The sequence below is a fragment of the Qipengyuania pacifica genome (assembly GCF_019857205.1).
GTDB classification, from domain to species: domain Bacteria; phylum Pseudomonadota; class Alphaproteobacteria; order Sphingomonadales; family Sphingomonadaceae; genus Qipengyuania; species Qipengyuania pacifica.
Window position 1 is genome coordinate 15,700 of record NZ_JAHWXO010000005.1, and the last position, 25,653, is coordinate 41,352.

Annotated in this window: 27 protein-coding genes; 17 read left to right on the plus strand and 10 right to left on the minus strand. The window is 61.1% G+C overall.

Annotated features, from left to right (window positions below):
• Positions 1-3: 3 nt before the first annotated feature.
• Genes KYK83_RS09245 through KYK83_RS09260 form a run of 4 tightly spaced genes read right to left on the minus strand, consistent with a single transcriptional unit; the run spans position 4 to position 3,202 of the window.
• The gene (locus tag KYK83_RS09245) at positions 4-687 is read right to left on the minus strand and encodes a DUF2459 domain-containing protein (protein ID WP_222828015.1); all 684 of its coding nucleotides are present in this window, start codon (positions 685-687) and stop codon (positions 4-6) included.
• A complete protein-coding gene (locus KYK83_RS09250; RefSeq protein ID WP_346729446.1) occupies positions 684-1,589 on the minus strand; it encodes a 50S ribosomal protein L11 methyltransferase in 906 nt (301 codons plus the stop codon). The genes KYK83_RS09245 and KYK83_RS09250 overlap by 4 nt, the downstream gene beginning before the upstream one ends.
• Positions 1,582-2,502, minus strand: a complete 921-nt coding sequence (bla, locus tag KYK83_RS09255; protein WP_222828017.1) for a subclass B3 metallo-beta-lactamase — start codon at positions 2,500-2,502, stop codon at positions 1,582-1,584. Before bla ends, KYK83_RS09250 begins: the two co-directional genes overlap by 8 nt.
• The gene (locus KYK83_RS09260; RefSeq protein WP_222828018.1) at positions 2,492-3,202 is read right to left on the minus strand and encodes an SDR family NAD(P)-dependent oxidoreductase; all 711 of its coding nucleotides are present in this window, start codon (positions 3,200-3,202) and stop codon (positions 2,492-2,494) included. Before KYK83_RS09260 ends, bla begins: the two co-directional genes overlap by 11 nt.
• A 99-nt stretch (positions 3,203-3,301) precedes the next feature.
• On the opposite strand from KYK83_RS09260, the gene sdhC reads away from it, so the two are divergent.
• Genes sdhC through KYK83_RS09285 form a run of 5 tightly spaced genes read left to right on the plus strand, consistent with a single transcriptional unit; the run spans position 3,302 to position 8,095 of the window.
• The gene (gene sdhC / locus KYK83_RS09265) at positions 3,302-3,682 is read left to right on the plus strand and encodes a succinate dehydrogenase, cytochrome b556 subunit (RefSeq protein WP_103023826.1); all 381 of its coding nucleotides are present in this window, start codon (positions 3,302-3,304) and stop codon (positions 3,680-3,682) included.
• A 12-nt stretch (positions 3,683-3,694) separates the two neighbouring features.
• On the plus strand, positions 3,695-4,081 hold the full coding sequence (gene sdhD / locus KYK83_RS09270; protein ID WP_103023683.1) for a succinate dehydrogenase, hydrophobic membrane anchor protein: 387 nt from the start codon (positions 3,695-3,697) through the stop codon (positions 4,079-4,081).
• Positions 4,081-5,910, plus strand: a complete 1,830-nt coding sequence (sdhA, locus tag KYK83_RS09275) for a succinate dehydrogenase flavoprotein subunit (protein ID WP_196846001.1) — start codon at positions 4,081-4,083, stop codon at positions 5,908-5,910. The genes sdhD and sdhA overlap by 1 nt, the downstream gene beginning before the upstream one ends.
• On the plus strand, positions 5,910-7,223 hold the full coding sequence (locus KYK83_RS09280; protein ID WP_222828214.1) for a M20/M25/M40 family metallo-hydrolase: 1,314 nt from the start codon (positions 5,910-5,912) through the stop codon (positions 7,221-7,223). The genes sdhA and KYK83_RS09280 overlap by 1 nt, the downstream gene beginning before the upstream one ends.
• Positions 7,224-7,231: 8 nt before the next feature.
• Complete coding sequence (locus KYK83_RS09285; RefSeq protein ID WP_248284374.1) at positions 7,232-8,095, plus strand: glycoside hydrolase; 864 nt, start codon at positions 7,232-7,234, stop codon at positions 8,093-8,095.
• On the opposite strand, the gene KYK83_RS09290 is transcribed toward KYK83_RS09285, so the two are convergent.
• Together KYK83_RS09290 and KYK83_RS09295 are read right to left on the minus strand one after the other, a co-directional pair.
• Positions 8,092-8,739, minus strand: a complete 648-nt coding sequence (locus KYK83_RS09290; protein ID WP_222828019.1) for a peptidylprolyl isomerase — start codon at positions 8,737-8,739, stop codon at positions 8,092-8,094. The genes KYK83_RS09285 and KYK83_RS09290 overlap by 4 nt on opposite strands.
• A gap of 25 nt (positions 8,740-8,764) precedes the next feature.
• Positions 8,765-9,325 carry an ATP-dependent Clp protease proteolytic subunit gene (locus tag KYK83_RS09295; RefSeq protein WP_103023687.1) on the minus strand — a complete coding sequence of 187 codons (561 nt, stop codon included), beginning with the start codon at positions 9,323-9,325 and terminating at the stop codon, positions 8,765-8,767.
• A gap of 149 nt (positions 9,326-9,474) precedes the next feature.
• Here KYK83_RS09295 and KYK83_RS09300 point away from each other — a divergent pair, with 149 nt between their 5' ends.
• Together KYK83_RS09300 and KYK83_RS09305 are read left to right on the plus strand one after the other, a co-directional pair.
• Positions 9,475-9,861: a BlaI/MecI/CopY family transcriptional regulator gene (locus tag KYK83_RS09300; protein WP_196846005.1), complete on the plus strand. Its 387-nt coding sequence runs from the start codon at positions 9,475-9,477 to the stop codon at positions 9,859-9,861.
• Positions 9,858-11,549: a M56 family metallopeptidase gene (locus KYK83_RS09305; RefSeq protein WP_222828020.1), complete on the plus strand. Its 1,692-nt coding sequence runs from the start codon at positions 9,858-9,860 to the stop codon at positions 11,547-11,549. The genes KYK83_RS09300 and KYK83_RS09305 overlap by 4 nt, the downstream gene beginning before the upstream one ends.
• Before the next feature lie 69 nt (positions 11,550-11,618).
• On the opposite strand, the gene ypfJ is transcribed toward KYK83_RS09305, so the two are convergent.
• Positions 11,619-12,470 (minus strand): KPN_02809 family neutral zinc metallopeptidase, encoded by an 852-nt coding sequence (gene ypfJ, locus KYK83_RS09310; RefSeq protein WP_222828021.1) that lies wholly within the window; start codon positions 12,468-12,470, stop codon positions 11,619-11,621.
• An 87-nt stretch (positions 12,471-12,557) separates the two neighbouring features.
• Here ypfJ and KYK83_RS09315 point away from each other — a divergent pair, with 87 nt between their 5' ends.
• The 5 genes from KYK83_RS09315 to KYK83_RS09335 all read left to right on the plus strand — a co-directional run bounded on the left by KYK83_RS09315 (position 12,558) and on the right by KYK83_RS09335 (position 16,945).
• Entirely contained in the window at positions 12,558-13,313 is a 756-nt protein-coding gene (locus KYK83_RS09315; protein WP_222828022.1) for a 3-hydroxybutyrate dehydrogenase, read from the plus strand.
• A 12-nt stretch (positions 13,314-13,325) separates the two neighbouring features.
• Complete coding sequence (locus KYK83_RS09320; protein ID WP_222828023.1) at positions 13,326-13,661, plus strand: hypothetical protein; 336 nt, start codon at positions 13,326-13,328, stop codon at positions 13,659-13,661.
• Positions 13,662-13,730: 69 nt separating this feature from the next.
• Entirely contained in the window at positions 13,731-15,194 is a 1,464-nt protein-coding gene (gene guaB / locus KYK83_RS09325; RefSeq protein ID WP_103023693.1) for an IMP dehydrogenase, read from the plus strand.
• Between the two features lie 3 nt (positions 15,195-15,197).
• On the plus strand, positions 15,198-16,370 hold the full coding sequence (locus KYK83_RS09330) for an RsmB/NOP family class I SAM-dependent RNA methyltransferase (protein WP_222828024.1): 1,173 nt from the start codon (positions 15,198-15,200) through the stop codon (positions 16,368-16,370).
• A gap of 68 nt (positions 16,371-16,438) precedes the next feature.
• Positions 16,439-16,945, plus strand: coding sequence for a tetratricopeptide repeat protein (locus tag KYK83_RS09335; protein WP_196846012.1), 507 nt, complete (start codon positions 16,439-16,441; stop codon positions 16,943-16,945).
• Position 16,946: 1 nt separating this feature from the next.
• Here KYK83_RS09335 and KYK83_RS09340 read toward each other — a convergent pair whose 3' ends face one another.
• Both KYK83_RS09340 and KYK83_RS09345 read right to left on the minus strand, forming a co-directional pair.
• Entirely contained in the window at positions 16,947-17,420 is a 474-nt protein-coding gene (locus KYK83_RS09340; RefSeq protein ID WP_222828025.1) for an RNA pyrophosphohydrolase, read from the minus strand.
• Complete coding sequence (locus KYK83_RS09345) at positions 17,417-18,367, minus strand: alpha/beta hydrolase (RefSeq protein WP_222828026.1); 951 nt, start codon at positions 18,365-18,367, stop codon at positions 17,417-17,419. The genes KYK83_RS09340 and KYK83_RS09345 overlap by 4 nt, the downstream gene beginning before the upstream one ends.
• 176 nt (positions 18,368-18,543) lie before the next feature.
• Between KYK83_RS09345 and KYK83_RS09350 the strand changes: the two genes are divergently transcribed.
• The 4 genes from KYK83_RS09350 (at position 18,544) to KYK83_RS09365 (ending at position 23,515) form a co-directional block, all read left to right on the plus strand.
• On the plus strand, positions 18,544-20,511 hold the full coding sequence (locus KYK83_RS09350) for a 2-oxoacid:acceptor oxidoreductase subunit alpha (RefSeq protein ID WP_222828027.1): 1,968 nt from the start codon (positions 18,544-18,546) through the stop codon (positions 20,509-20,511).
• On the plus strand, positions 20,508-21,542 hold the full coding sequence (locus KYK83_RS09355; protein WP_222828028.1) for a 2-oxoacid:ferredoxin oxidoreductase subunit beta: 1,035 nt from the start codon (positions 20,508-20,510) through the stop codon (positions 21,540-21,542). The genes KYK83_RS09350 and KYK83_RS09355 overlap by 4 nt, the downstream gene beginning before the upstream one ends.
• A 106-nt stretch (positions 21,543-21,648) precedes the next feature.
• The gene (locus KYK83_RS09360) at positions 21,649-22,239 is read left to right on the plus strand and encodes a hypothetical protein (RefSeq protein ID WP_222828029.1); all 591 of its coding nucleotides are present in this window, start codon (positions 21,649-21,651) and stop codon (positions 22,237-22,239) included.
• Positions 22,240-22,486: 247 nt separating this feature from the next.
• Entirely contained in the window at positions 22,487-23,515 is a 1,029-nt protein-coding gene (locus KYK83_RS09365; RefSeq protein ID WP_222828030.1) for a metal-dependent hydrolase, read from the plus strand.
• On the opposite strand, the gene KYK83_RS09370 is transcribed toward KYK83_RS09365, so the two are convergent.
• The gene (locus KYK83_RS09370; RefSeq protein ID WP_222828031.1) at positions 23,430-24,185 is read right to left on the minus strand and encodes a phosphatase PAP2 family protein; all 756 of its coding nucleotides are present in this window, start codon (positions 24,183-24,185) and stop codon (positions 23,430-23,432) included. The genes KYK83_RS09365 and KYK83_RS09370 overlap by 86 nt on opposite strands.
• Before the next feature lie 41 nt (positions 24,186-24,226).
• On the opposite strand from KYK83_RS09370, the gene KYK83_RS09375 reads away from it, so the two are divergent.
• Positions 24,227-25,618 carry a cryptochrome/photolyase family protein gene (locus KYK83_RS09375; protein WP_222828032.1) on the plus strand — a complete coding sequence of 464 codons (1,392 nt, stop codon included), beginning with the start codon at positions 24,227-24,229 and terminating at the stop codon, positions 25,616-25,618.
• Positions 25,619-25,653: the final 35 nt, after the last annotated feature.

Sequence of the window (25,653 nt, forward strand, 5' to 3'; positions counted from 1 at the left end):
TTGCTACCGCGAACCGGCCTGCAACGGTTCGGGTATCCATTTCATGACGCCACCTTCGAGCGGCGTCCACAGGCCCACGCGAATACCGGCGGTGGCCAAGGTGTCGCTGGTCCACTGGTTGCAGGTGTTGCCGAGGTGATAAGTGCCGGGCGCGTCGTAAAAAACGTCATTCCCGAAATACCCGTGATACAAAGTGCGCTTGTCCGGTGGGACGATCTGGCGTTCGACAGCGGCGACGAGCCGGGCATATTGGCTTGGAGAAATAACAAGCGGACGCAGATCCGCGCCGGGGGCCGGGCGCACATAATGGGCGACATGCAGCAGACTGTCGCCGCTGATGATCGCCCCTATGGCGGTGGACACGGTGATGTCGGCCCAGGTCGGCGTGTTGAGGAATACCTCGCGTTCCCCCCAGCTCACCGAGACATGCGTATAGGGGCGCTGGAAATCGTCTACATCGCCGGCTGGAAAATCCGCTCGCCAGTCCTTTTGCGGTGTGACGAGCGGCATGACGATTGCGGTATGGACGCCGTTGGTTTCGATCATGATTTCGATACCGCTATCGGGTTCGGTCCAGCCCGAATTCCGCGGAATGGCGCTGCCGATCCATGCAGCCATAAGAAACAGCACGAACAGGCCGATGAGCACGGCCAGTGCCCACGCGCCGACACGCGCAGCGCGCTTCATCGGTGGCGACTTTTGCGCAGCCACAATATCGACCAGTCACCATTCACCAACCGGCGACCAAGACGAAATCCGAGTTTGCGATAGGCGGTCCGCACGCGTGTTTCCTGCGTTTCGAGCAACCCTGCGAGCAGCAGATTGCCACCTGGAGTGACGGCGGAAGCGAAGGACGGCGCCAGTTCGACCAGCGGTCCGGCAAGGATGTTGGCAATGAACAGGTCGTACGGGCCGCGCAGCTTGAGCAGCGGGTCGTCCATTCCGTCGGCGATGACCATGATCAGCTCGCCTGCGCGGTCGCCTTCGACGATGCCGTTCATCGCCATGTTGTCCCGCACCACGCCCGCGCAGACCGGATCGATATCCGATGCGGTGGCGGTTGCGCCTGGCCAGAGATACATGGCAGCAAAGGCCAGCAGTCCTGTGCCGGTACCGATATCGGCATGGTTGCGGGCGACCACGCCTTCGCGCTTCATCAGGTCGAGCATGGCGAGGCAGCCCGCGGTGGTCTGGTGCTGCCCGGTTCCGAAGGCCTGGCTGGCAGGAATGGCGAAATCCACCATCCCCGCATCGGCGGGATGATCAGGCGTGCGGACGTGGAAGCGGCCCGCGCGGATCGGCTCGACGCCTTTTTGGCTTTCGGTCACCCAGTCGGCTTCGGGCACCTTCTCGACCGCCAGGGTTGGTGCATCGCTATCGAACAAGGCGGCGACGCGTCTGAGCTCAGCCTTCTTTGGCTTATGTTCCAGATAGACCTCGACCGTCCATTCTTCAGGGCGATCATCGGCCACTTCCATGCCGGTGACGATCCATTCAGGCGGCCAGTCGATCGCGTCTTCGTGCGCGACCAATGCCGCCCTGGCGACATCCTTGGAAACTTCCGCAACGATCTTCCAGCTATCAGCCACCCGCACGTTCCTTGCTAAGGCGCTTGTCCAGTGCGGAAGTGAGAGCGCCAGCATAACGCTGACATTGACCCGGCGATCCGAGCGTGCCGTCGCGCAATTTCTCGATCAGGCTGCTGGCCGAGGGATGGGGCGTCAGCAATTCGTCGCAAGGCAATTGAGACACTTTGGAAATACTCGTGCGGAAAGCGGCAATGGTCTGCGGGTGGTCGCTGAAGCGGTAATTGTCCGCCGAGACGGGTGAAAGGCTATCGACATAGGCTATGCGACGACAGGCGGGCGGCTCGTCATCGGAGGCGCAGGCGGTCCAGGTGTAACTCATGGCTCCGGGTGTGTGGCCCGGGGTGGCGTGCGCGGTAATGGCAATGTCGCCCAGCGTGAGGGTCTCTCCATCCTGGATGATGCGGGCGACTTTCACAGGCGCCATAGCCGGATGACCGGCATCCGCCTGTGGGTCCTCATCCGAAACCATCCCGCTTTCGAGAACAGGGGCTGCGAGGGGCGAGGCGATAATCTGTGCACCGGTCGCCTTGGCGAGAATTGCATGCCCACCGACATGATCGAAATGTTCGTGGCTGGCGAGGATGTACCGAACATCTTCTGGATCCACGCCGATCCGGCGCAGATTTGCGAGGATCAGTTCGCCACCTGCCTCGGTACCGCTATCGATGAGAACATGGCCTTGAGGGCTCGCAACAAGGATTGCGGCAATCCCGCAGGTGCCGACGTACCAGCTATCGCCGAGAATTCGGAAGGGCGGGGCTGCCTTGTCCCACTCGTCCCAGTCTTCGCAGCTTTCGGAAAACGAGGCGTCCGCGAGGTTGGCCGCCGCCAGGCTTGGCATCGACACGGCATCGGGCGTGGGGGGCGCAGCACAGCCGGCAAGCAACAGCGCTGGTAGCAATCTAGCGAACATAGCTGGCTCCGTTGGCGTCGAGTGTAGCTCCCGTCATGCTTGCAGGAGCATCAAGCGCGCAAAAGGTTATGATCCGCGCCATTTCTTCGGGTTCGGCTACCCGGCCAAGAGGAATATCGGCAAGAAGGCCTGCACCGCCACGGCTCTCGAGGTAATCGCCCGCCATCGCAGTATCCGTAAATCCGGGTGTGATGGCAAAGCTGAGGATACCCTGATGCGCATATTGGCGGGCGATGGTCTTGTGCATGGCCAGCATCCCCCCCTTGCTCGCGGCGTAATGCCAGTGGGCAGGCGAATCTCCGCGATGGCCCGCTCGGCTGGCGACGTGAACGATGCGGCCGGAAAAGCCGCGTTCCTGCCAGTGTTTGACTGCAAACCGGCTCAACTGCGCCGAAGCGGTCAGGTTGATCCGCATGGTGTCCTCCCATGCGTCGAGCCATTCGATATCCGAACTATCGAGCGGGTTCGGATCGAAAAGACCAGCATTGTTGATCAGGACGTCGATTTCGCCGCCAGTCCTGGCGAGCGCGGCCTCCCACAATTCGTGCGGAGCACCCGGCTCGCAGAAATCTGCAGGGACGGTGTCGACAGCCTTGCTCGACGTCGCCTGACCGATAACCTTCGCACCGCGTGCTTCGAGCGATGCCTTGGCAGCGGCGCCGATGCCGCGGGAGGAACCTGTAAGGAGGATGGTAGTCATTACGCCGCTGTATCGAAGGGAAAGCCGCATTGCCATCCTTGCGCCACGCGTCAGCTTCGCTAAGGGAAGGCCTTCAAATTATCCAACCGGACGAGAATGATGGCCAACCGCCCGATCGCACCACATCTGCAAATCTGGAAATGGGGACCGCACATGGCGATCTCCATCCTCCATCGCGTAACCGGCGATGGTCTCGCCCTGGTCGGCCTGGCCGTCCTGCTCTGGTGGCTGGGCGCAATGGCAGCCGGTCCGGATGCGTACGCGACCTTCCAGACGGTCATGGGCTCGCCATTGGGTATGGTCGTGCTGGTGGGCCTCAGCTGGGCTTTCTTTTCACACATGATGAGCGGCCTTCGCCATTTCGTCATGGACATCGGTGCCGGTTACGAACTCGACACGAACAAGACGTGGTCCATTCTCGCGCCGCTGCTCGGCATTCTTCTCACGGCGGGCTTCTGGGCCCTCATTCTGCTTCGTTAAAGGGTAAGACCCATGGGTAACGGAACCTCCATCGGACGCGTGCGCGGGCTGGGCTCGGCACACGAAGGCGCGCATCACTGGCTGCTGCAGCGCTTCACCGCGATCGGCAATCTGGTCCTCGCACTGTTTCTGGCGGTCAGCCTCGCGCTGCTGCCGAATTACAGCTTCGCCACCGTCACGGGCTGGGCATCGCAGACGTTGCCCGCCACGGCACTGGCGCTGCTTATAATCTCGGTCTTCTGGCACGCACGCATCGGCTTGCAGGTGCTGATCGAAGACTATGTCCACGACGCCGGAACCAAGTTCGGCGTCCTCGCCCTTCTCAACCTTGCAACCATCGGCGGCGGCGCGTTCGGCCTTGTTTCGATAGCACGCCTCGCCCTTGGAGGAGCCGCCTGATGGCTTTCAATCAGACTTTCAGCATCAACGGACGCGAATATCCGATCACCGATCACACGTATGACGTGGTCGTCGTGGGCGCGGGCGGTTCGGGCTTGCGCGCTACCATGGGTGCAGCCGAAAGTGGCCTCAAGACCGCGAACATCACCAAGGTCTTCCCGACGCGTTCGCACACGGTTGCCGCGCAAGGGGGCATCGCCGCCAGCCTGGGCAACAACACGCCCGATCACTGGCAGTGGCACATGTACGATACCGTCAAGGGTTCCGACTGGCTCGGGGATCAGGACGCGATCGAATACATGGTCCGCGAAGCACCGCAGGCGGTTTACGAGCTGGAGCACGCCGGTGTGCCCTTCAGCCGCAACGACGACGGCACGATCTACCAGCGCCCGTTCGGCGGGCACATGCAGAACATGGGCGAGGGCCCGCCGGTGCAGCGTACCTGCGCCGCGGCCGACCGTACCGGTCACGCCATGTTGCACGCGCTCTATCAACAGAGCCTGAAGTACGACGCGGATTTCTTCATCGAATATTTCGCGCTCGACCTGATCATGAAAGATGGCGTCTGCGTCGGCGTGATCGCCATGTGCCTTGATGACGGGACGATCCATCGTTTCCGTTCGAAAGCCGTGGTTTTGGCAACCGGTGGTTATGGCCGCTGCTATTTTACTGCGACCTCCGCGCACACGTGCACCGGTGACGGTGGCGGCATGGTGCTTCGCGCTGGCTTGCCCTTGCAGGATATGGAATTCGTACAATTCCATCCCACAGGCATTTACGGTGCGGGCGTACTGATCACCGAAGGCGCACGCGGGGAGGGCGGTTATCTGACCAACTCCGAAGGTGAGCGGTTCATGGAACGCTACGCCCCGAGCGCGAAGGATCTGGCCTCGCGCGACGTCGTCAGCCGTTCGATGGCGCTCGAAATGCGTGAAGGCCGCGGTGTGGGCCCGGAAAAGGACCACATTTTCCTCCATCTCGACCATATCGATCCGACCGTCTTGGCCCAACGCCTGCCTGGCATTACCGAAAGCGGAAAGATCTTCGCCGGTGTCGATCTGACCCGCGAACCGCTGCCGGTTACGCCGACCGTCCATTACAACATGGGCGGCATTCCCTGTAACTTCCACGGCGAAGTAATGGCGGGCGATACCAGCGATCCCGAGAAGATCGTCCCCGGTCTGTTTGCAGTGGGCGAAGCAGCCTGCGTGTCGGTGCACGGCGCCAACCGGCTCGGCTCGAACTCGCTGATCGATCTCGTCGTCTTTGGGCGTGCTACTGGCCATCGCCTGAAGGAACTGATCAAGCCGGGTACCAGCCACGACGAACTGCCGAACGACAGTGCCGATCTCGCCCTGACTCGTCTCGACCATTTCCGTTATGCCGATGGCAGCACCCCGACCGCCAAGCTGCGTTCGGATATGCAGAAGTCGATGACTCGCCACGCGGCCGTTTTCCGCGACAGCAAGCTCCTGGCTGAAGGCGTCGAGGAACTGACGGCGATCAACAAGCGGATGGAAGACGTGAAGGTCTTCGACCGCTCGCTGATCTGGAACAGCGATCTGATCGAAACGCTCGAACTCGACAATCTCATGGCACAGGCGAACGTGACCATGGCGAGTGCGGAGAACCGCAAGGAAAGCCGCGGCGCGCACGCTCACGAAGACTACCCCGATCGCAACGATGCCGAATGGATGAAGCACACCATTGCCTGGTTCGACGGCTGGGGCGGCAACGGCGGCGGCGTGAAGATCGACTACCGTCCGGTCCACGAATACACGCTGACCGATGACGTGAAATATATCGAACCGAAAAAGCGGGTTTATTGATGCGAGCGAGGGTGGTGGCATTCGCCGCGGGTGTCGCGGCGTTCGCCGCCGCCCCCGCTGCCGCGCAACTCCAGCCCGCAGAGCAAGCTATCGTTGCAACCGTCGAGGACGGGTTCGAAAGCGATGTGGCGCTGCTCGAAGAGATAACCTTGATCAATTCGGGGTCGCATAATCATGCGGGGGTGAAGGCTGTTGCCGATGCGCTCATCCCGGAATTCGAAGCGCTTGGCTTCACGACCGAATGGATCGACCAATCGGGCAATGGGCGAGCGGGGCATCTGTTTGCGCGCCATGATGGTGTGGCTGGCACCACCAAGATGCTGCTTATCGGGCATCTGGATACCGTGTTCGAGCCCGATTCTCCGTTCACCGGCTTCGTTCGCGAGGGTGACACTGCGGTCGGCCCCGGCATTCTGGACGACAAGGGCGGGATCGTCGTAATCATTGCCGCTCTCCGCGCTATGAAACAGGCCGGCACGCTCGACGATGCCAATATCGTCGTCGCGCTGACAGGGGACGAGGAAGATGCTGGTGAACCGCTCGAAGCGGCGCGCAAGGATCTGGTCGAAGCGGGAAAATGGTCTGATGTAGCGCTCGGCTTCGAAGGTTTGTCGATCCGCGACGGCAAGGACATGGGCGTCATTGCACGGCGATCATCCGGAGGCTGGACGCTGACCACCAGCGCGAGAAGCGGCCACAGTTCGGGGATTTTCTCGGAGTACGCAGGCTATGGCGCGATTTATGAAATGGCCCGTATTCTCGATACGTTTCGCAGGGAGCTGGCCGAGGAAGATCTGACCTACAATGTAGGCTTTATGGCCGGCGGGACACCGGCGCATTTATCCAAAGACGGCCTCTCTGCCACCACTAGCGGCAAGACGAACATCATTCCCTCTACCGCGGTAGCCCGCGGCGATCTGCGCGCTTTGACGCAGGAACAGAACGAGCGTGTAGCCGAGAGAATGCGGGCTATCGTTGCCGACCACCTCCCCGGAACCGAGGCGCAGATTGCCATCGAGTTTCGCTATCCCCCGATGGCACCGACCGATGGTAACCGTGCGTTGCTGGACAAGCTCAATCTGATCAACGCGGACTTGGGTCGCGAAGCGATGCAACCTTATCCTCCTTCGCTTCGCGGGGCGGCCGATATCAGCTTCGTTGCACCCTACACCGATGGGCTCGCGGGAATGGGACCGGCCGGCACCGGAAGCCACGCGGAAGGTGAGACGATCGAACTGCGCTCCATCATTCGGCAGGCACAGCGCACAGCCATTCTGATGAGCCGACTGTCTCAGGAACGTCCCGACGATTAGGCGTGGCAATGCGGTTTCTCGCCACTATCGTTTCTGCGACGCTGCTGACGGCCTGCGCAACGATCGCAGCTGCGCCGACCGCGCGGCTTGCGGCGGATCCTTTCTACCGCAAGCACGTGGACGCGGCGGGCATACCTATCCTCTCCTCCGCCCGCGTCCCGGACGCGGCACTTTTCGCGGCACGCGACATGGTCCGCGGCATGCTCGCTCACCGGCCCGATCTCGCGGCATGGCTCGTTTCCAACGATTATCGCATCGCGCTCATTTCCCGCGACGAAGCGCTGCTTGATTTGCCGGAAAATGCGAACTGGACCAAGCCGGCCCGTGACGATCCGCGCCTGACCCGATGCGAACTGAAGCATTACGACGAACGGATCGGCTCGAAGACCGACCGGGAATATTGGGACGAACGGGCGCGGGGAATCGGGGGTGAACGCATGGTCGGGTCCGAAGAGGACGTTTTGGGCCTGCCGATAAGCCGGTATTGGGGCGAGACGATCTTCGTTCACGAATTTGCCCACAATGTGCTGTTCGCGATCGAGGGTGCAGATCCGGTCCTTTATGAAAGGGTCACGGCAGCCTACGCAAATGCCTTGGCAAACGACCTGTGGTTTGAGGAATACAACACCACGACGATACAGGAATATTGGGCGGAAGGAACGCAGTTCTGGTTCAATTCGAACCGTCTCCAGGCCTTCGATGGACGCCGGATACTGAACGCTCGCGATCTGGCCGATTACGATCCGCAGCTCTATGCGGTCCTGGCCGAAGCTTACGGCGACAGCCACGAACTTGAGTCGGACCCATTCTACATGCATCCCGCCCGAGTCCCTCCGGGGCCGCCTCCGCTAAACACCGCTGAGGTGTGCTAGTCGGGCTGGGTGGCTTCTACGCGGCGCATATCCACGATTTCGACAGGCTCTGCCAACAATTGCCCCTTCATCCAGCCCTCTCCCTTTTCTGGGTCGGGCGGCAACGCATGGATCGCCTGCACGACATCCATACCGTCCACGACATAACCGAAGACGGCGAAGCCCAGCTGAAGATTGGGATCGGATGAGGTGGGATCGGCATCGAGACCCGTCTGGTCCTTTATCATGATCGAGAAGTCGCCCGTGGCCGTCCCGGGATCGTAGCGCGCCATCGATAGTGCGCCATTCGTGTGGCTCAGTCCCGTCTGGCTGGTCGGCTCATGTGCGATCGGATCGAGGACGCGATCAGGGTTCATCTGCGTGCCTCCCTGCAACAAGCCGTTGGGAGGTTCACCCCAATCGAGGTGCATTGCGCGGTAGAAATGCGTGCCGTCGAACCGATCCTCGTCGACATAGCGGAGAAAGTTTGCCGCGGTGACCGGCGCTCGCTCGGTCTCGATCGATACCGTAATATCGCCCATCGTGGTCTCGATCAGGACGAGTTGCGTGGCATACTCACGGCTTTGTACCTCCGGCTCGCTTTGGGCGAAAACCGGAGACGTAACCAGTAGAGCGGCGGCGGCGAGGGCGAATCGACGGATCATGCCGTCAGCATGACATGGTGGCCTGTCAGATCACACCCGCAATAAGGCCGCGCTCCGCGGCTTCCTTGCATCCAATGTACCAATTGTCCGGCGCCTTGTCGCGGACCTCCTCGAACTCGACGTCGGCCCCGTCCACGATCGCCCGGAAACCCTGTTCTTCGATGGCGATCGAATGTTCGATTTCGTTCAACGCTGCTTTGAGCTGAGCAATGCAGCTTTTCAGCGGCCCGTTTAACTGGATCGTCTTCGCAATCTGGCGCTCGTGCAGAAGGAGCGAGGAATCTTCGGTCATGTAGCGGCATTCTACGGGAAATCCGGCCATGAATGTCGCGCCCGCCGAGTAGACAGCGGATTTTCCGAGGAAATAGATCGTCCGACCGGCATTGCGGAGGAGGCGAACGTCGTCGGCCATCGTTCTCGCGATTTCCGGATTTCCGCCCAAGGTGGTGAGCGCAATCACGAGCAGGCCTTCCTTCGGTGCTGCGCTCAGCTGATCGCGGAATTCGGCATACATGGCCTCGTCGACACTCCCGACGAGGCGGAGTTGCGGCGCGGCAAGAATGGCATTTCGATCGTCGTCGTTCATCGGGTCCGGTTTCCTATTGGTCGAGTATTCTCCCCAGCGCACCGCGGGGGAGGTGGTTCCAGACCGATGATCACACGGAATCGAGTGTTTACATGCGTAATCGAAGTCGATATAAACTTCGCTAGCAATCGAACCAATGGGAGCAGGCAATGTCCAGGCGCAAGGATACCGGTGAGCGGATCAGCGATGCCGAGCACGCCATTATGGAAGTGTTGTGGGACAAGAACCCCGTGTCCGCGACCGACGTCTGCGACGCCATTTGTGACGAACGCGACTGGTCCATCGCTACGGTAAAGACCTTGCTTAGTCGCCTGGTTCAGAAAGAGGCTGTCGGCACCGAACCCGACGGACGCAAATTTCTATATCGCCCGCTGATCGAACGCTCCGATTATGTCGGAGGCGAAAGCCGTCGCCTTGTCGATCGACTATTTGGTGGCCGTGCAGCTCCATTGTTTGCGCAGCTTGCGGAAAGCGAAGCGCTGACCGATGACGATCTTGCCGAAATCGAGGCGCTCTTGAGGGAGATGCGCAAATGACCGAACTTGTTCGCGATTATTGGGAACTGTTCCTTTTCGACACGCTGTTATGGACCGGTGGTCTCATCGCGCTGGCGCTACTTTTGCGCCGCCCCGTGGCAAAGCACCTTGGTGCGGGCGCGGCCTACGCCCTTTGGTTTCTGCCACTCGCGCGTCTGCTATTCCCTCCCGTGACCCTTCCGGCATGGATGCGGCCTGCCTCGTCCGAGAGCGGGGCACTGATAGAGCCTGTCCGGTCGGGGCTGGTTTCTGCACCCGGTGTGGACGTCGGCTTTTCCTACACCGAATTCGTCGCGCCGGCGATGCCGATGCCGGCGAGCTCTCCCATCGATTTCGTGGTTCCGTTGGTGATAGTTTGGCTGGTCGGCGCGGCGATCTTCATGGGCCGTCGCTTCTGGCTCTATGGCGAATTGCGCAGGGAACTGCTCGTGGATGCGCGGCCGGTGGGCGAGGTGGGCAATATCCGCCTCATCGAAACGCCTGCGATTTCAGGTCCCATGGCTTTCGGCGTGTTAGACAAGGTCGTTGCGCTTCCCGATGGCTTCATGGTCAGCCGCGAACGGCAGGTCCGCGATCTCGCTATCGCGCATGAAGTGGCCCACCATCGCGGACACGACATACTTGCAAACATGTTGATCCAGCCGCTGTTTGCGTTGCACTGGTTCAATCCGCTCGGCTGGATGGGCTGGACGGCCATGCGCCGGGACCAGGAAGCATTCTGCGACGCCCGTGTAGTCGCCAGCCGCAGCCGTGACGAACGGGCGGCCTATGCGGCGGTTATCGCCGACTATGCCCGCCGCTCCGGGCCTGCCCCGCGACCCGCTCTGGCTGCGCCGATGGCCTGTCCGGTGCTCGGCGACAAATCGATCATTCATCGCCTGCGTAGTCTGCCGATGACGGACCATTCGCGCCGGCGCCGCCTGGTGGCACGCGGCACGGTCGCGGCTGCTCTGGTCGCTTTGCCGATGACTGCCAGCGTCTACTATTCCGAAGCAATTGCTGCGCCCTCCACCAAATCGCAGATTCCCGCTTCTCCGCTTTCGCCAGCTGCACCTTCGGCGCCTCTATCGCCCCAGGAAGTTGCGGCAGTCGAACCTGGCGATCGCACGGTCCGCATTGAGCGCGTGGATGACAACGGCAATGTGACCGAGCGGCGGACTGTGCGTTACGGCGATAGTGAATGGTCGGAAATGACCGCAGGCGACGAAGCGGATCACCAGGCAGCCATGGCAGAACACGAAGCGCGAATGGCCGAACTGGAAGCAGACCGTGCAGAGCGGAACAGCGATCTGCAGGAGCGCCTGAGCGAGCAGCGCGAACTTCGGATAGAAGCCGCAGAGCTGGCTCGCGAGCGGGCAGCAGAAGCGCGCGCCAATTCCGAAATGCGGGTCGCAATGGCATCGGCCACCGCGGCAGGCGTGCAGGCTCGCGCAGTAGCTGCGCGTGCCCGTGCTTCGGCGCCGCGCGTCGTGAACCAGTGCCGCGGTTACGATGCGCCGGTTACATCGGTCACCGACGCTCAGGGCCGCACCACCATGTATGTTTGCGAAGAATATGGCGATCGCATTGCACTCAAGGCGCTGAAGGCTGCGCGGCAGGCACTCGCCCTCGAGCGCAACCTTTCCGATCGTCAGCGCGCAGAAGCGCTGCGTGAACTCGACGCCGAAATCTCCGGACTTTCGCGCTAGGTCCCCCACAGGCGCGTAGACGAAGGGCGCGGTCATTGTGCCGCGCCCTTTTCGGTTTTCGAAGTACGGTCAGCCTACGTTCGTGATGCGATCGCAGGCCCGGTCATCACCTTGCAGACCCATGCGCAGCGCGTCGCTGCGCTGCTTGCTGGTACCATGGGTGAAATTTTCAGACGAGACCCGTCCGCCCGTTAGCCGATCGTCGCCGATGGCGGCCGCAGCGTTCATGCCTTCTTCGATATCGCCCGGTTCGATCAGATTGCGGTTCTTCCCGGCCCATACACCCGCGTAACAATCTGCCTGCAATTCCATCAGCACCTGAAGCTGGTTCGCCCGGCGCGGGTTCCGCTGCTGAAGGCTGCGCATTTGGTCGGAAATGCCCGTTATCGTCTGGATATGATGGCCGTATTCGTGGGCGAGAACGTAATAACGGGCAAAATCCCCGCCAGCGCCCAACTGCCTTTCCAGCGTGTCGTAGAAACTCGTATCGATATAGATTGTCTGGTCTGCCGGGCAATAGAACGGGCCGACTGCCGAAGATGCATTTCCGCACCCTTTCGTACGGACGCCGCCGCCGCCGAACAGGTCGAGCGTAGGCTCTTGGAAATCGTATCCCTGATCACGGAAGGTCTGGGACCACGTTGTGTTGAGCGATGTCAGGGCATTACACGCTTCGGTCGCATACTCGCTGCTGGTGCAGACTTCCTGCTCATTGGTATTGGCCGGCCCAGCCTGCTGCTGACCTTGCTGCACGCTCTCGACCATTCCCGCAGTCTGCATCGGATCCAGGCCGAAAACGAAATAGCCCAGCGCCGCGATGATGATCGTGCCGCAACCGATACCGCCCGCCTTGCCGCCGGGCATGCCTCCGCCGCTCGATCGGACATTGATATTACCGGTATCGAAAGGATTTAGCCGCATCCGTTCCCCCTGTGCTGTCGGCTTTACAGCGCTCACTATGTGCGCGATGGCCTGAATCGATATTCCCTATAACGGCCGGAGGTTCAAATGTTTCTCGATGGTAAGCGCGCACTCGTCACTGGGTCGACCAGCGGCATCGGCCTCGCGATCGCACGGGCGCTCGCAGCCGAAGGCGCAAGCGTCGTACTCAACGGCTTCGGGGACGATAGCGAGATCGCGAAACTGTGCGACGAGCTGGGCGCAACTCACAGCGGGGCCGATCTGACCGACGTATCGCAGATCGAAGCGATGATGGAAGAAGCGGGCGGGATCGACATCCTCGTGAACAATGCCGGTATGCAGCATGTTGCACCGGTGGAAGATTTCCCGGTCGAAAAGTGGGATACGATCATCGCGCTGAACCTGACCGCCGCGTTCCATACCACGCGCCTCGCAATCCCGGGGATGAAGGCTAAGGGCTGGGGCCGTATCATCAATACTGCGAGCGCCCATTCCAAGGTCGCAAGCCCGTTCAAGAGCGCCTATATTTCAGCCAAACACGGGCTGGACGGCCTCACCAAGACGGTGGCGCTGGAAGTGGCGGAGCACGGCGTGACGGCCAATTGCATCAGCCCCGGCTATGTTTGGACGCCTCTCGTCGAGAACCAGATTCCGGACACGATGAAGGCGCGCGGCATGACACGCGAGCAGGTTATGAACGAGGTGCTCCTCGCCAAACAGCCGACCAAGAAATTCGTTCAACCGGCGGAAATCGGCGCGATGGCTGTGTTCCTGTGCCGTGACGAGGCGCAGAATGTAAACGGCGCCAACTGGAGCGTGGATGGCGGCTGGACGGCGGACTGACAGATCGTATCTTTGTCACTCACCGCTTTCCTCGCCGCGGCTTTCGCGTGCCTCTTGGTCAGCCTGACTGCAATGGTGCTGGCGCTGCGCGAACCCGGGCTCGCACTGAAGCCGTTGTGGATGGTTCTCGCCTTCGTCGGGGTTGGAGGTGCAGTAACGGTCTGGTCGACGCCAGAGGAAGTGTACTGGTTCTTCGGAATCGCATTGCCGACCGTGTCCTTCTCGACTGGTGACGGAAGCTGGGAACCAGTGTTGATCCGTTTTCTATTCCCTGTCGGAGCTTTGCTGGTGCTGGGGCGCCTGTACTGGCATCGCCGTAGCAGCTCGGCAGGGAGCCACTCGGCCTGAGCCACTAGCGCCCGCAACAAACCGTCGTTACATGGGCCGCCACATTTCCTCCGGCAGGCGATTCTCTACGTGGCACATCTCGACATTCCCCTCGGTCTTACTTTCGACGACGTACTTCTTGTACCGGCGGAGAGTGAGATCCTGCCATCCATGGCCAATACGACCACGTGGCTGACGCGCGAAATCGCATTGAATATCCCCGTCATCTCGTCCGCGATGGACACGGTGACGGAAGCCGACATGGCCATCGCCATGGCGCAATTGGGTGGGATCGGCGTTCTTCACCGCAATCTCGAGGTCGACGAACAGGCCGCCGCTGTTCGCGCGGTAAAGCGGTATGAAAGCGGCATGGTGGTCAATCCTATCACCATCCACCCGGATGCAACGCTGGGGCAGGCTCAGGAAATCATGGCCAAGCATCGCATCAGCGGGATCCCTGTCACGGATCGCAGCGGCAAGCTGGTCGGAATACTGACCAATCGCGACGTTCGTTTCGCGGAAAATCCGCGCCAGCCTGTCAGCGAACTGATGACCACCGAAAACCTCGCTACCGTGCCGCTCGGCACCAGCCAGGAAGAAGCGCGCAAGCTGCTTCACCAACGGCGCATCGAAAAGCTGCTGGTTGTGGACGATAACGGGCGCTGCGTTGGTCTGATCACAGTCAAGGATATCGAGAAGGCCGTGGCCTATCCCGATGCAACCAAGGATGCGACCGGGCGCCTGCGCGTTGCCGCAGCAACCACTGTTGGCGACAAGGGTTTCGAACGCACCGAAGCGCTGATCGATGCCGAAGTGGACGTTGTCGTCATCGACACGGCCCACGGCCATAACCGCGATGTCGCTCGTTCGGTCGAGCGTGTGAAGAAGCTCTCCAACAGCGTTCAGGTCATTGCCGGCAATATTGCCACGGGCGAAGCGGCCAAGGTGCTTGCCGGCGCAGGTGCCGATGCCGTGAAAGTGGGCATCGGCCCCGGCTCCATCTGCACCACGCGCGTCGTGGCCGGTGTTGGCGTACCCCAGCTGACCGCGATCATGGATTGCGTGGAAGAAGCAGAAAAGCTTGGTGTACCCGCCATTGCCGATGGTGGTCTGCGCACCAGCGGCGATGCAGCGAAAGCGCTTGCCGCAGGTGCTTCGACGATCATGGTCGGATCGATGCTCGCCGGAACCGAAGAGGCCCCGGGCGAAACCTTCATTTATCAGGGGCGCAGCTACAAGAGCTATCGCGGCATGGGCAGCGTCGGTGCGATGGCGCGTGGCAGCGCCGATCGCTATTTCCAGGCGGACGTAAGTCAGCAGAAGCTGGTACCCGAAGGGATCGAAGGCCAGGTGCCCTACAAAGGCCCCGCAAGTGCTGTGATCCACCAGCTCGTCGGCGGAATAAAGGCGGCCATGGGGTATACCGGCAGCGCTTCGATCGAGGACTTGCGCAAGAATGCAAAATTCGTGCGTATTACCAATGCGGGTCTGACCGAGAGCCATGTCCACGACGTGGCCATCACCCGGGAAGCGCCGAACTATCCGACGCGATAGGCCATGACCCCCGCCGCACGGGTTCAGACTTCGATAGAGCTGCTCGACAGCATCATCGAAGCCGCGCGCAACAAAGGCGCGCCGGCCGATCGCATCCTTGCGGAATGGTTCCGCAACAATCGGTTCGCCGGATCGAAAGATCGCCGTGCCATCCGTGAGTTGGTGTTTGCCGCTATCCGCGCCTGTGGCCCGATGCCGGCAAGCGGGCGATCCGCTATGCTGCGCCTCGGCGAGGTCGACGAGAACATTCCGGCTCTATTCGACGGATCGAACTACGGGCCCGCGGTCGTTCGCGACGGGGAAAGCGCAGCCCCGGGCGGGGTTGCTCCCGAATGGCTCGAACAGCGCTTGGCCGCATCCCATATGGCAGGGCCGGAAACAGAGGCTCTGCTCGAACGCGCGCCTCTCGATCTGAGGGTCAATACGCTCAAGGCCGACCGCGCCACTCTGGAGCTTCCGGCACCTGCCATCACGACCGCGGCGCCGAATGGGTTGCGGGTGGAGCCGGGCACCCAGGTGAAACAATGGTCGGCATTTCGCGATGGTGCGATCGAAGTACAGGATACGGGTTCGCAACTCGCCTGCATGGCGGTCGCGGCGCAATCGGGCGAAACCGTAATTGATCTTTGCGCTGGCGGCGGCGGCAAAACGCTCGCTCTTGCTGCCGCGATGGATAATCTGGGCCGTCTCATCGCCTCGGATACGGACCGCAATCGCCTGTCTCGCCTTGCCCCGCGCGCCGAGCGGACCGGGGCGACGAACATTCAGACGATCCTGCTAAATCCGGCGCAGGAACTTGACGCTTTTGCAGATTTCACAGGGCAGGCGGACGCGGTCCTGATCGATGCGCCGTGCTCGGGCACCGGCACCTGGCGGCGCAATCCCGAAGCCCGCTGGCGTCTCGACGAAAAGGAACTGGCCCGCCTTACCGACATCCAGTCCTACCTGCTCGATCTGGCGGTGAAACTCGTCAAGCCTGGCGGTCGGATCGTGTATGTCACTTGCTCCCTCCTGGACGAAGAAGGGGCGGGGCAGTTCGATGCCTTCCTCGGCCGCCACTCCGAACTTCGGCCGAAAGAGCTGACCCTTCCTCTTGGTCGCCCGCGCGGGAAAGGAATACGCCTGTCACCGTTTCATGATGGCACCGACGGTTTTTTCATCGCCTGTGCAGAATGAACATGTTAGCCATACCGATTATGGCTGATACGCCGCCCATTGGACGGAATACCCCGCTGGAGACTCTCATGCGTTTCGCACCCGCCGCCGCTGCCCTTTCGCTGGCCCTTGCCGCAACTTCGAGCGTGGGTTGGGCAGATCAACGCGAACCGGCTCAGCGCGCCGCGGTGCTAATCGCGGAAGGGGAAGCAGCTCTTGCGCAGAACGATGTTCAGGGCGCGATCGATGCGTATGAAGCCGCGCTCGCCGTCGATCCCGGTTACACGCCGATCCTTCTCCATCTCGCCGAAGCCGCGCGTGCGGACCAGTTGCAGGGCAAGGCAATCCGTTATTACCGCGAAGCGCTAGACCGGGATCCGCGCAACCTCGCCGCCCTTGCGGGCGAAGGCGAGGCGATGGTTGAAAAGGGCGCGGTCGAAAAGGCCAAGGGCAATCTGGCCAAGCTCCAATCGATGTGCGGCCAGAACTGCGCCGAAACCGAACAGCTTTCCGCCAGCATCGCCGCCGGTCCGCCCAAGCGCGTTCAGACGGCCGAAGTAGTGCTGCCCGAAGATGGGGCGACGCAGCAGAACTGAGCTAGACCAGCTCGCGAAAGGCATCGACCACGGTGCGGTAAACGCGTTTCTTGAACGGAACGATCAGCTCCGGGAGCTGCTCGGGTTCGACCCATTTCCAGTCACAGAATTCGGGCGGATCGTGCGCTTCCAGGTCGATATCTTCGTCCGCGCCGTTGAAGCGGGCGAAATACCAGACCTGTTCCTGCCCGCGATATTTCCCGCCCCACAGCTTGCCGATCAGTTCTTCCGGCAGATCGTAGCGTATCGGCTCATCCATCGCCTTCAGGATCGTAACGTGCTCGGGCCTGGCACCGGTTTCTTCGCCCAGTTCGCGCAAGGCGGCATCCTTGAGGTCTTCGCCCTCATCGACGCCGCCCTGGGGCATTTGCCACCAGTCGCCTTCCTTGTTGTCGATGCGGCGGCCGACGAATACCTTGCCATCGCCATTCACCAGCATCACGCCCACGCAGGGTCGGTACCCGAGTTCGCTCACCTGTAACGCTCCACCATCAATTTCACGGCATCGAGGAAGGCCTCGAGATCGGTCTGGCCGCTCGGTATCGCTTTTCGCAGCGTCGTAAAGCCATGGATCATGCCGGGGAACTCGAGAAAGACCACTTCCGTGCCGAGTTGCACCAGGTGTGCGGCGTATTCCCGGCCGGAATCGCGCAGCGGATCAAGCCCCGCGGTGCACAGAACCGTCGGCGGCGTATTGGAACAGTCGCCTACCATCGGGGTGTGACGCGGGTCGTTCGCATCGCCTTTGTACTGGTCGGTGAACCACGCCATCGCCGCGCCGGTCAGCAAGAAGCCATCTGCAAACAGCGAGAAGCTCTTGTGCTTCGATACGTCGCTTGCCACCGGATATATCGGCGCCTGGACGATCACCGGAACAGCTGCGGGATCGCGCATAAGCTGGTTGGTGGTGACGATCGTCAGATTGCCGCCCGCGCTGTCGCCGGTAATGATCAACCCGGTAATGTCGCGCTCCAGCTCGTCCGGCGATGATGCAACCCAGCGTGCCACCGCTTCGCAATCGTCGGGCGCAGCGGGGAAGGCATTTTCGGGTGCAAGGCGATAATCGACCGATACCACCGGCAGGTCGAGATGATGCGAAATCTCGGTGCACAGCGCGTTGTAGACGTCCAGATCGCCGATCACGAAGCCGCCACCGTGGATGAAAATCACGCAGGGGCTGGGGCCTCGTTCGGCCTTCACGTCGTAGAAACGGATGGGAACCGGGCCGGCAGGTCCGGGGCAGGTCAGATCCTTCTGGACCGCCATCGCGCGCGGTTCTGCTTCGGCTACTGCGCTCATGGCGCGCATCTGGGCACGGCCTTCGTCGGCACCGACTTCTTCCACGCCCTTTCCGCCCATCTGTTCGAGCATGTCGAGAAACCCGCGCACATCGTCGCGGACGTAATGTTCGGTATCGGCCATCGGTATCTCTCCCAGTTGCGTTGCGTTTCGGGACTTAGCCTGTTCACAGCGCTTTTCCATGCGTCTTTTTTGGCCTAGCAGAGAAACTTCATTGCGAGAGGATGGGGTGGGGCCTAGGTGGCGCATCCCAGAAGAAACGGCACCGCAAACTGGCGGTGCAGACAAGGAAGATCCGGATGGCGACAGTCGCCCCGAATGACGCCGACCTGACCCAGGACGGCCTCCCCGCAAATCCCGAAAGCGTTGTCGTGCGCTTCGCCGGCGACTCTGGCGATGGCATGCAGCTGACCGGCGGGCAGTTCACTCTGTCGACTGCGCTGGCCGGCAACGATCTGGCGACCTTTCCCGATTTTCCGGCAGAAATCCGCGCTCCTCAAGGGACGCTGTTCGGGGTTTCGGCATTCCAGATCAATTTCGGCAGCCGCGAAATAAACACCGCGGGCGATGCGCCCGATGTGCTGGTCGCCATGAACCCCGCCGCGCTGAAGGTGAACCTAGCAGCGCTCAAGCCTGGTGGGCTGATCATCGCCGACACCGGTGCCTTTACCAAGCGCAACCTCGACAAGGCGAAATACGATGCCAATCCGCTGGAGGATGGCAGCCTGGCGAAGTTCGATGTGCTCGCCTTCGACATCAGCGAAAAGACTATCGAGGCGGTCAAGCCTTATGGCCTCGGCAACAAGGATGCTCTGCGGTCAAAGAACATGTGGACGCTCGGCCTTGCGCTGTGGATGTTCGATCGCCCGCGCGAGCCGATCCACGACTGGCTGAGGGGCAAGTTCAAGTCCAAGCCCGATATTGCCGACGCCAATATCGCCGCGCTCGACGCGGGCCATGCCTATGGCGAAACGGCGGAACTGTCTGGCCCGCTTAAACAGCTTCATATCGAACCTGTGCCTAGCGACCCCGGTCTCTACCGGACCGTCACCGGTGCCGAAGCCGTCAGCCTCGGCCTCGTCGCAGGCGCGCAGCTTGCCGAAATGCCGATGTTCTTCGGCGGCTATCCGATCACCCCTGCTTCTGCGATCCTGCATCATCTGGCACGGCTCAAGGAATTCGACGTTACCACCTTCCAGGCGGAAGACGAAATCGCCGCGATCTGTGCCGCCATCGGCGCGAGCTATGCCGGCAGTCTCGGCGTAACCTCCTCGTCGGGACCGGGTATTGCGCTCAAGGGCGAGGCGATGGGCCTTGCCATCATGACCGAACTGCCGCTGGTCATCGTCAATTCGCAGCGCGGCGGCCCGTCCACCGGCCTGCCGACCAAGACCGAGCAGAGCGATCTCTATCAGGCGGTCTATGGCCGCAATGGCGATGCGCCGATGCCGGTGATCGCTGCCAGCAGCCCGGGCGATGCCTTTGAATGCGCGATCGAGGCCTGCCGGATCGCGGTACAGTACATGACCCCGGTCATGCTGCTGACCGATGGTTACATCGCCAATGCCGCCGAACCGTGGAAGGTGCCGGACCCGGCCGATTTCGCGCCGTTCCCGGTAGAATTCCTCGACCAGCCCAATGACGGTGAGAATTTCCTGCCCTACAAGCGGGACGGGAAGGGCGCACGCCCCTGGGTCAAGCCGGGCACACCGGGCCTGATGCATCGCATCGGCGGGATCGAGAAGCACGAGCTTACCGGCAATATCGATTATTCGCCCGACAACCACCAGCGCATGACCGATGCGCGCAAGAACAAGATCGACGGGATCGCGAAGGAGCTGGCCCCGCAAGGCGTCACTCTCGGCCCGGACGGCGACGATGCCGGCGGCAAACTGGCCGTGGTCGGCTGGGGTTCGACCTTCGGCCCGATCCGCCGCGCGGTCGACAATTGCCGCCGCAAGGGTATGGACGTCAGCCACATCCACGTCCGCCACATCTGGCCGATGCCTTCCAACACCGGCGAGCTGCTGCGGAAATACGACAACATCCTCGTGCCCGAAATGAACACCGGGCAGTTCAAGACCGTGCTGCGCGACCAGTTCCTCGTCGATGCGCAGCCGCTGACCAAGACCAGCGGCCAGCCGTTCCAGATCGCTGAACTGGAAGAAGCGATCGGCAAATATTTCGATGGCATTCCCGATAACGAAGGCGGGCAGGTCCTGGTCAACGACGACCAGTTGCCGAGCCCCGATGGAGGCGCAGAATGAACGCTCCTGTAAAGATCGAAACCACGCTCAAGGACTGGGAAACCGACCAGGAAGTTCGCTGGTGCCCGGGTTGCGGGGACTATGCGATCCTCAAGGCCGTGCAGCGCACATTGCCGCAGCTTGGCGCGGATCCGGCGAACACCGTCTTCATTTCCGGCATCGGCTGTTCCAGCCGGTTTCCCTATTACGTCGAGAGCTACGGTTTCCACACCATCCACGGCCGTGCGCCCGCTTTTGCGACGGGCGCGAAACTGGCCAATCCGGAGCTCGATATCTGGCTGGTGACCGGTGATGGCGACGGATTGTCGATTGGCGGCAATCACTTGATGCACGTTCTTCGCAGAAACGTGAACATGCAGATCATGCTGTTCAACAACGAGATCTATGGCCTCACCAAGGGCCAGGCTTCGCCGACCAGCCGGGAAGGGACCAAGTCGCCTTCGACCCCCATCGGCAGTTACGATCATCCCGCACGTCCAGCCGCTTTTGCGCTCGGTGCCGGGGCGCGCTTCGTGGGGCGCGGGTTCGACGTGTCCAAGAACCTTCCCGATGTACTGAAGGCGGCCCATGGCCATCAGGGCGCTGCGTTTATCGAGATTTTCCAGAACTGCATCGTCTACAACAAGGATGTGTTCAACGACTTCGCGGCACCCAAGGGCGCGGAAGATCAGCAGCTCTGGCTCGAAAACGGCCAGCCCATGCTGTTCGCCGGCGGCGCCAAGGGCATCGCCCTGAACCATGACACTCTCAGCCTCGAAGTGGTCGATGTGACTGATGGCGATTGGGAAGCGGCGAAGGTGATCGTGCACGATGTCACAAATCGCTCGATCGCGCATATGCTGGTCGAAATGCCATTCGGTCCATTCCCGATGGCGCTCGGCGTGCTTTATGACGATCCACGTCCGACCTTCGAAGCTGCCGCTATGGCCGAAAAGGCTGCGGCGAGCGAAGGCAAGGAAGCCAATCTCGCCAAGCTGCTCGGCAAGGGACAGACCTGGACGGTGAGCGGCACGGCTCAGGGCCCGGTCTGAAACCGCTTCGGCAGAATATTGCTTTAATATGAACGATTAGCCTCCTGTCCCGTTGGGAAGGTGAAGACGTCGCGTTTTGCGACGATCTCTAGAACAGGAGGACGTTTTGAAAAATCTCACTATTCTCGCCCTGACCAGTGCTGCCCTGGCCCTTTCCGCCTGTGCGGATAACGACGCCGATGAGACGGCCGTTACCGACACACCCGAAATGGCGACCGAAACGGGCATGATGGCAGATGACGCGATGCCAGTAGGCGGCGAACTGTCCGAAAATCAGCAGACTGCATATGATGCCATGGACCGCCAGGCTGTGAGCGACGAATATGACGCCAATCGCGACGCGGAAATGGCCAGCGCGAGCGAAAGTGACAGCAGTCCTTCTATGGACGCGTCGCAGTCCAGCGATGATGCGAACGTGAACCCGATACCGCCGCGCTCGGAAATGGATTTTGCCTATCTTGACCGTAATTCGGACGGGAAGCTGTCGGTTGCGGAATATGCGATTTGGGCTGTACCCGCCAATCCGAATACACCTGTCTCCAACGATCAGACGAAGCCTTACATTACGACGGCACAGATCAACGAAGCGGGACAGACATTCTTCTACTTCGATGAAGATGGCGACAGCTACCTTAGCGACGGCGAATTCTCGGCTGCCCGGGACAGCTCGCGCACGCCGGGTTCTTCCAGCATGTAAATATTGAATCGAAGCCGATTTACTGCGGGGCGGCGATATTTCGTCGCCCCGTTTTGTGTCTTTCCTACTTGCAGCGTACCAGTTACGCGCTTGGATATGGTTTTCTTTCAGTCATGTTCTGGCGAATATGTCCGTAAGGGCAGGGCTCCTGCGTCCAAATTTGGTGGGGGGGAATCCTGCATCAGGACTGTGTCAACTCCGTCAACCTGCGGCGGGAAAATGCCCGCGAATCTTGATCTGAACGCCGATGGATAATCTGACGCACAGCTTGGTCGGGGCATTGCTCGGTCAGGCAGGTCTCAAGAAGAAGACGGGTCTGGCCATGCCCGCACTGATCATCGGCGCGAACCTGCCTGATGTGGATGCGGCCTGTTTTTTCTGGCTCGATGGTGTCGAACATCTCGGCTTTCGCCGTGGTATTACCCACGGTCCGCCCGCCTTGGTGCTTCTGCCACTGATCCTCGCTGGATTGCTCTGGGGTTTTGATCGCTGGCAGGCAAGGCGTGGCAGGCGGCCAGCCGCGCGGCGACCGGTGAATTTCAAATGGCTTTATCTGCTCAGTCTTATCGGTTGCTTGACGCATCCGGCGTTCGACTGGCTGAACTCATACGGCATTCGCCTGCTCGAACCCTTCAGCCACCGCTGGTTTTACGGTGATACGCTGTTCATCATCGATGTGTGGTTGTGGGCTCTTATGGGCTTCACCCTGTGGTTTTCGCTTCGCCGTGAGAAGCGCGGTGGAAACTGGATGCAGCCCGCCCAATTGGGGATAGTGATCGCGCTGGCCTATATCGGCGGCAACTGGGCTACGTCGCGTTCCATGAGCGAACTCGGCAATCTCAACGTCGCTTATGGCAAGCCGATCGCCTCACCGGTGCCGTTCGCATTCTGGCAAAGGGATATCATCTTTCCCGATCCCAATGGTAGATATGAAATCCTGCCACGATTTTCGGGGTCGTCCGCCAGCCAGAAGGTGGAACATCTGGGTGATGTCTACCTTCCGTCCTGTCAACTGGCGGAACTGGCCAAGACCGACAGCCAGGTCGGTGCATTTCTGTTCTGGTCGCGCACCCCTTTTATCGAGCAGGGCAGCGACGGGTCACTAACCTTACGTGATGCAAGGTTCACGGACCCGCGCGCCGCCGGTCGCTTTTCCGTTCCGCTGCCGCAGGAGGTATGCAGCAGCTATTTCAACGAACGGTCTGGGGGCTCGGCTCCCCCAACTCGTGATCCGCCACTGCCCGTACCGGACGATATAGCAGCGCGGCAGCCGTGAACGCCCAGGCAGCACCGCCCATCCATCCAGCAACGACATCGCTCGGATAGTGCACGCCAAGCATCACGCGGCTCCAGGCGATCATCGCAGATATGATCATCGCCGCGCCAACCAGTGTATAGCGCACCGAATGCCGGTTGCTGAGCGACGCGAAGGCCAGCGCCATACCGATATAGATCATGGCCGATCCGAAGCTGTGCCCGCTCGGGAAACTGTTGCCGCCAGCCTCGGTCAGGTGTGGCACGATTTCCGGGCGTGGCCGCCCGATCAGCCATTTCATGACATTGTTGAGCATCCAGCCAAGAAAGACGGTCGCCGCGAACAGGAACGCCTCGCGTCGCAAGCTCAGGAACAGCAATGCCGTTACCGCGCCGATCACTATCAGAGTGCTCAGGAAGATGCCGCCCAGGGAAGTCACGTCGCGGACTGCCTCGTGGATGCGTGGACTGCCGATGGGTTCCAGTGCGGCGCCGGTACGATACAGATGAAGGCCCCACTCATCGAATGCGCCGGTCTGTGCATGTGTGACCAGATAGACCATGAGCGCCCAGCCGACCCACAGTATTGCTGCCGCCAACAAGGCTTTGCCACGGTCAATCGTGAAGCCGCGCTCCGGCAGAACAACAGTTTCGGCGGCCAGATGCTCGGAATCGTGAATGATGTCGCTCATGCAGTCAGGAACAAGCGCGCCGTGATCCGGGTTCCGCAGGCATGAGTTCTGTTCAGATTGTGTGGCTTCGGCGCGACTTGCGTCTGGCCGATCAGCCCGCTTTCCACGCCGCCGCCCAAGCCGGTCCGGTCGTCCCGGTCTATGTTCTGGATGACGATCGGGCCGGGGACCATGCCTATGGCGGGGCGAGCAGGGTCTGGCTGCATCACTCGCTAGATAGTTTGGCGCGCAGCTTGGGAGCGCATCGTTCGCGCATCGTGCTGCGCCGGGGTGATGCACCGCAGGTGCTCGCCGCGTTGGCCGATGAAATGGGTGCGGCCTGCATCCATGCAATGCGCCATTACGAACCCTGGTGGAAAGAGGCAGAGGACGAACTGCGCGATGCGCTAGGGGACGATTGCAAGCTCTGTCTCTACGACGGCAACTATCTTCTTCCCCCTGGTAGTGTGACGACCGGTTCGGGAAGCCCGTACAAGATCTATACGCCCTTTTCGAAGGCGATGCTTGACGTCATGCCGCCGCGCGATCCGTTGCCGGAACCAGGCACGATTCATTCGCCCGATAGCTGGCCAGACAGTGCCGATCTGCATGACTGGCAATTGCTGCCCGCAAAGCCAGACTGGGCGGGCGGGATCACCGACTTCTGGGATTTTGGCGAGACCGCAGCGCACGATCGGCTCGATTGGTGGGCCAACGAAGTGGCCGATTACGACGAGGGGCGGAACCTGCCTTCGCAGGACATTACCTCCCGCCTGTCGCCGCACCTCCACTGGGGCGAGATCAGTCCGGCGCAGGTCTGGCACAAGCTCAAGGATAAGCGCTCCGACGGATGGCGTACGTTTGCGAAGGAGCTGATCTGGCGCGATTATGCGCAGAATGTGATCGATCAATTCCCCGACTATCCGCGCGAAAGTTACCGCGATTACGATGAGCGCAAATTGTGGCGCAACCCGGACGCGGGGCACCTGATCGAAGAGGATCTGGAATGCTGGCAGAAGGGCATGACTGGTTATCCGATCGTCGATGCCGGCATGCGACAGCTTTGGAAGACCGGCTGGATGCACAACCGTGTCCGGATGATCGCGGCAAGCTTTCTGGTGAAACACCTGCTGATCGATTGGCGTTACGGAGAACAATGGTTCTGGGACTGTCTCGTCGATGCGGACTACGGCAACAACGGCGTCAACTGGCAGTGGATTTCCGGTACCGGGGTGGACAGCAATATGTTCGTGCGGATCATGGCGCCGCTCACACAAAGCGAGAAATTCAACTCAGCAGATTATATCCGGGAGTATGTGCCCGAACTGGCTGACCTGTCCGACGATTGTGTTCACGATCCGCCCGATGAAAAGCGCGGAGATTATCCGTCCAAGATGATTGGTCACAAGGAGGCGCGCGAACGGGCACTGGAGGCGTATCGCGCGGCCAAGTGATGCTTGAGCGGGACGGCCGGACGCGCCATAGGACC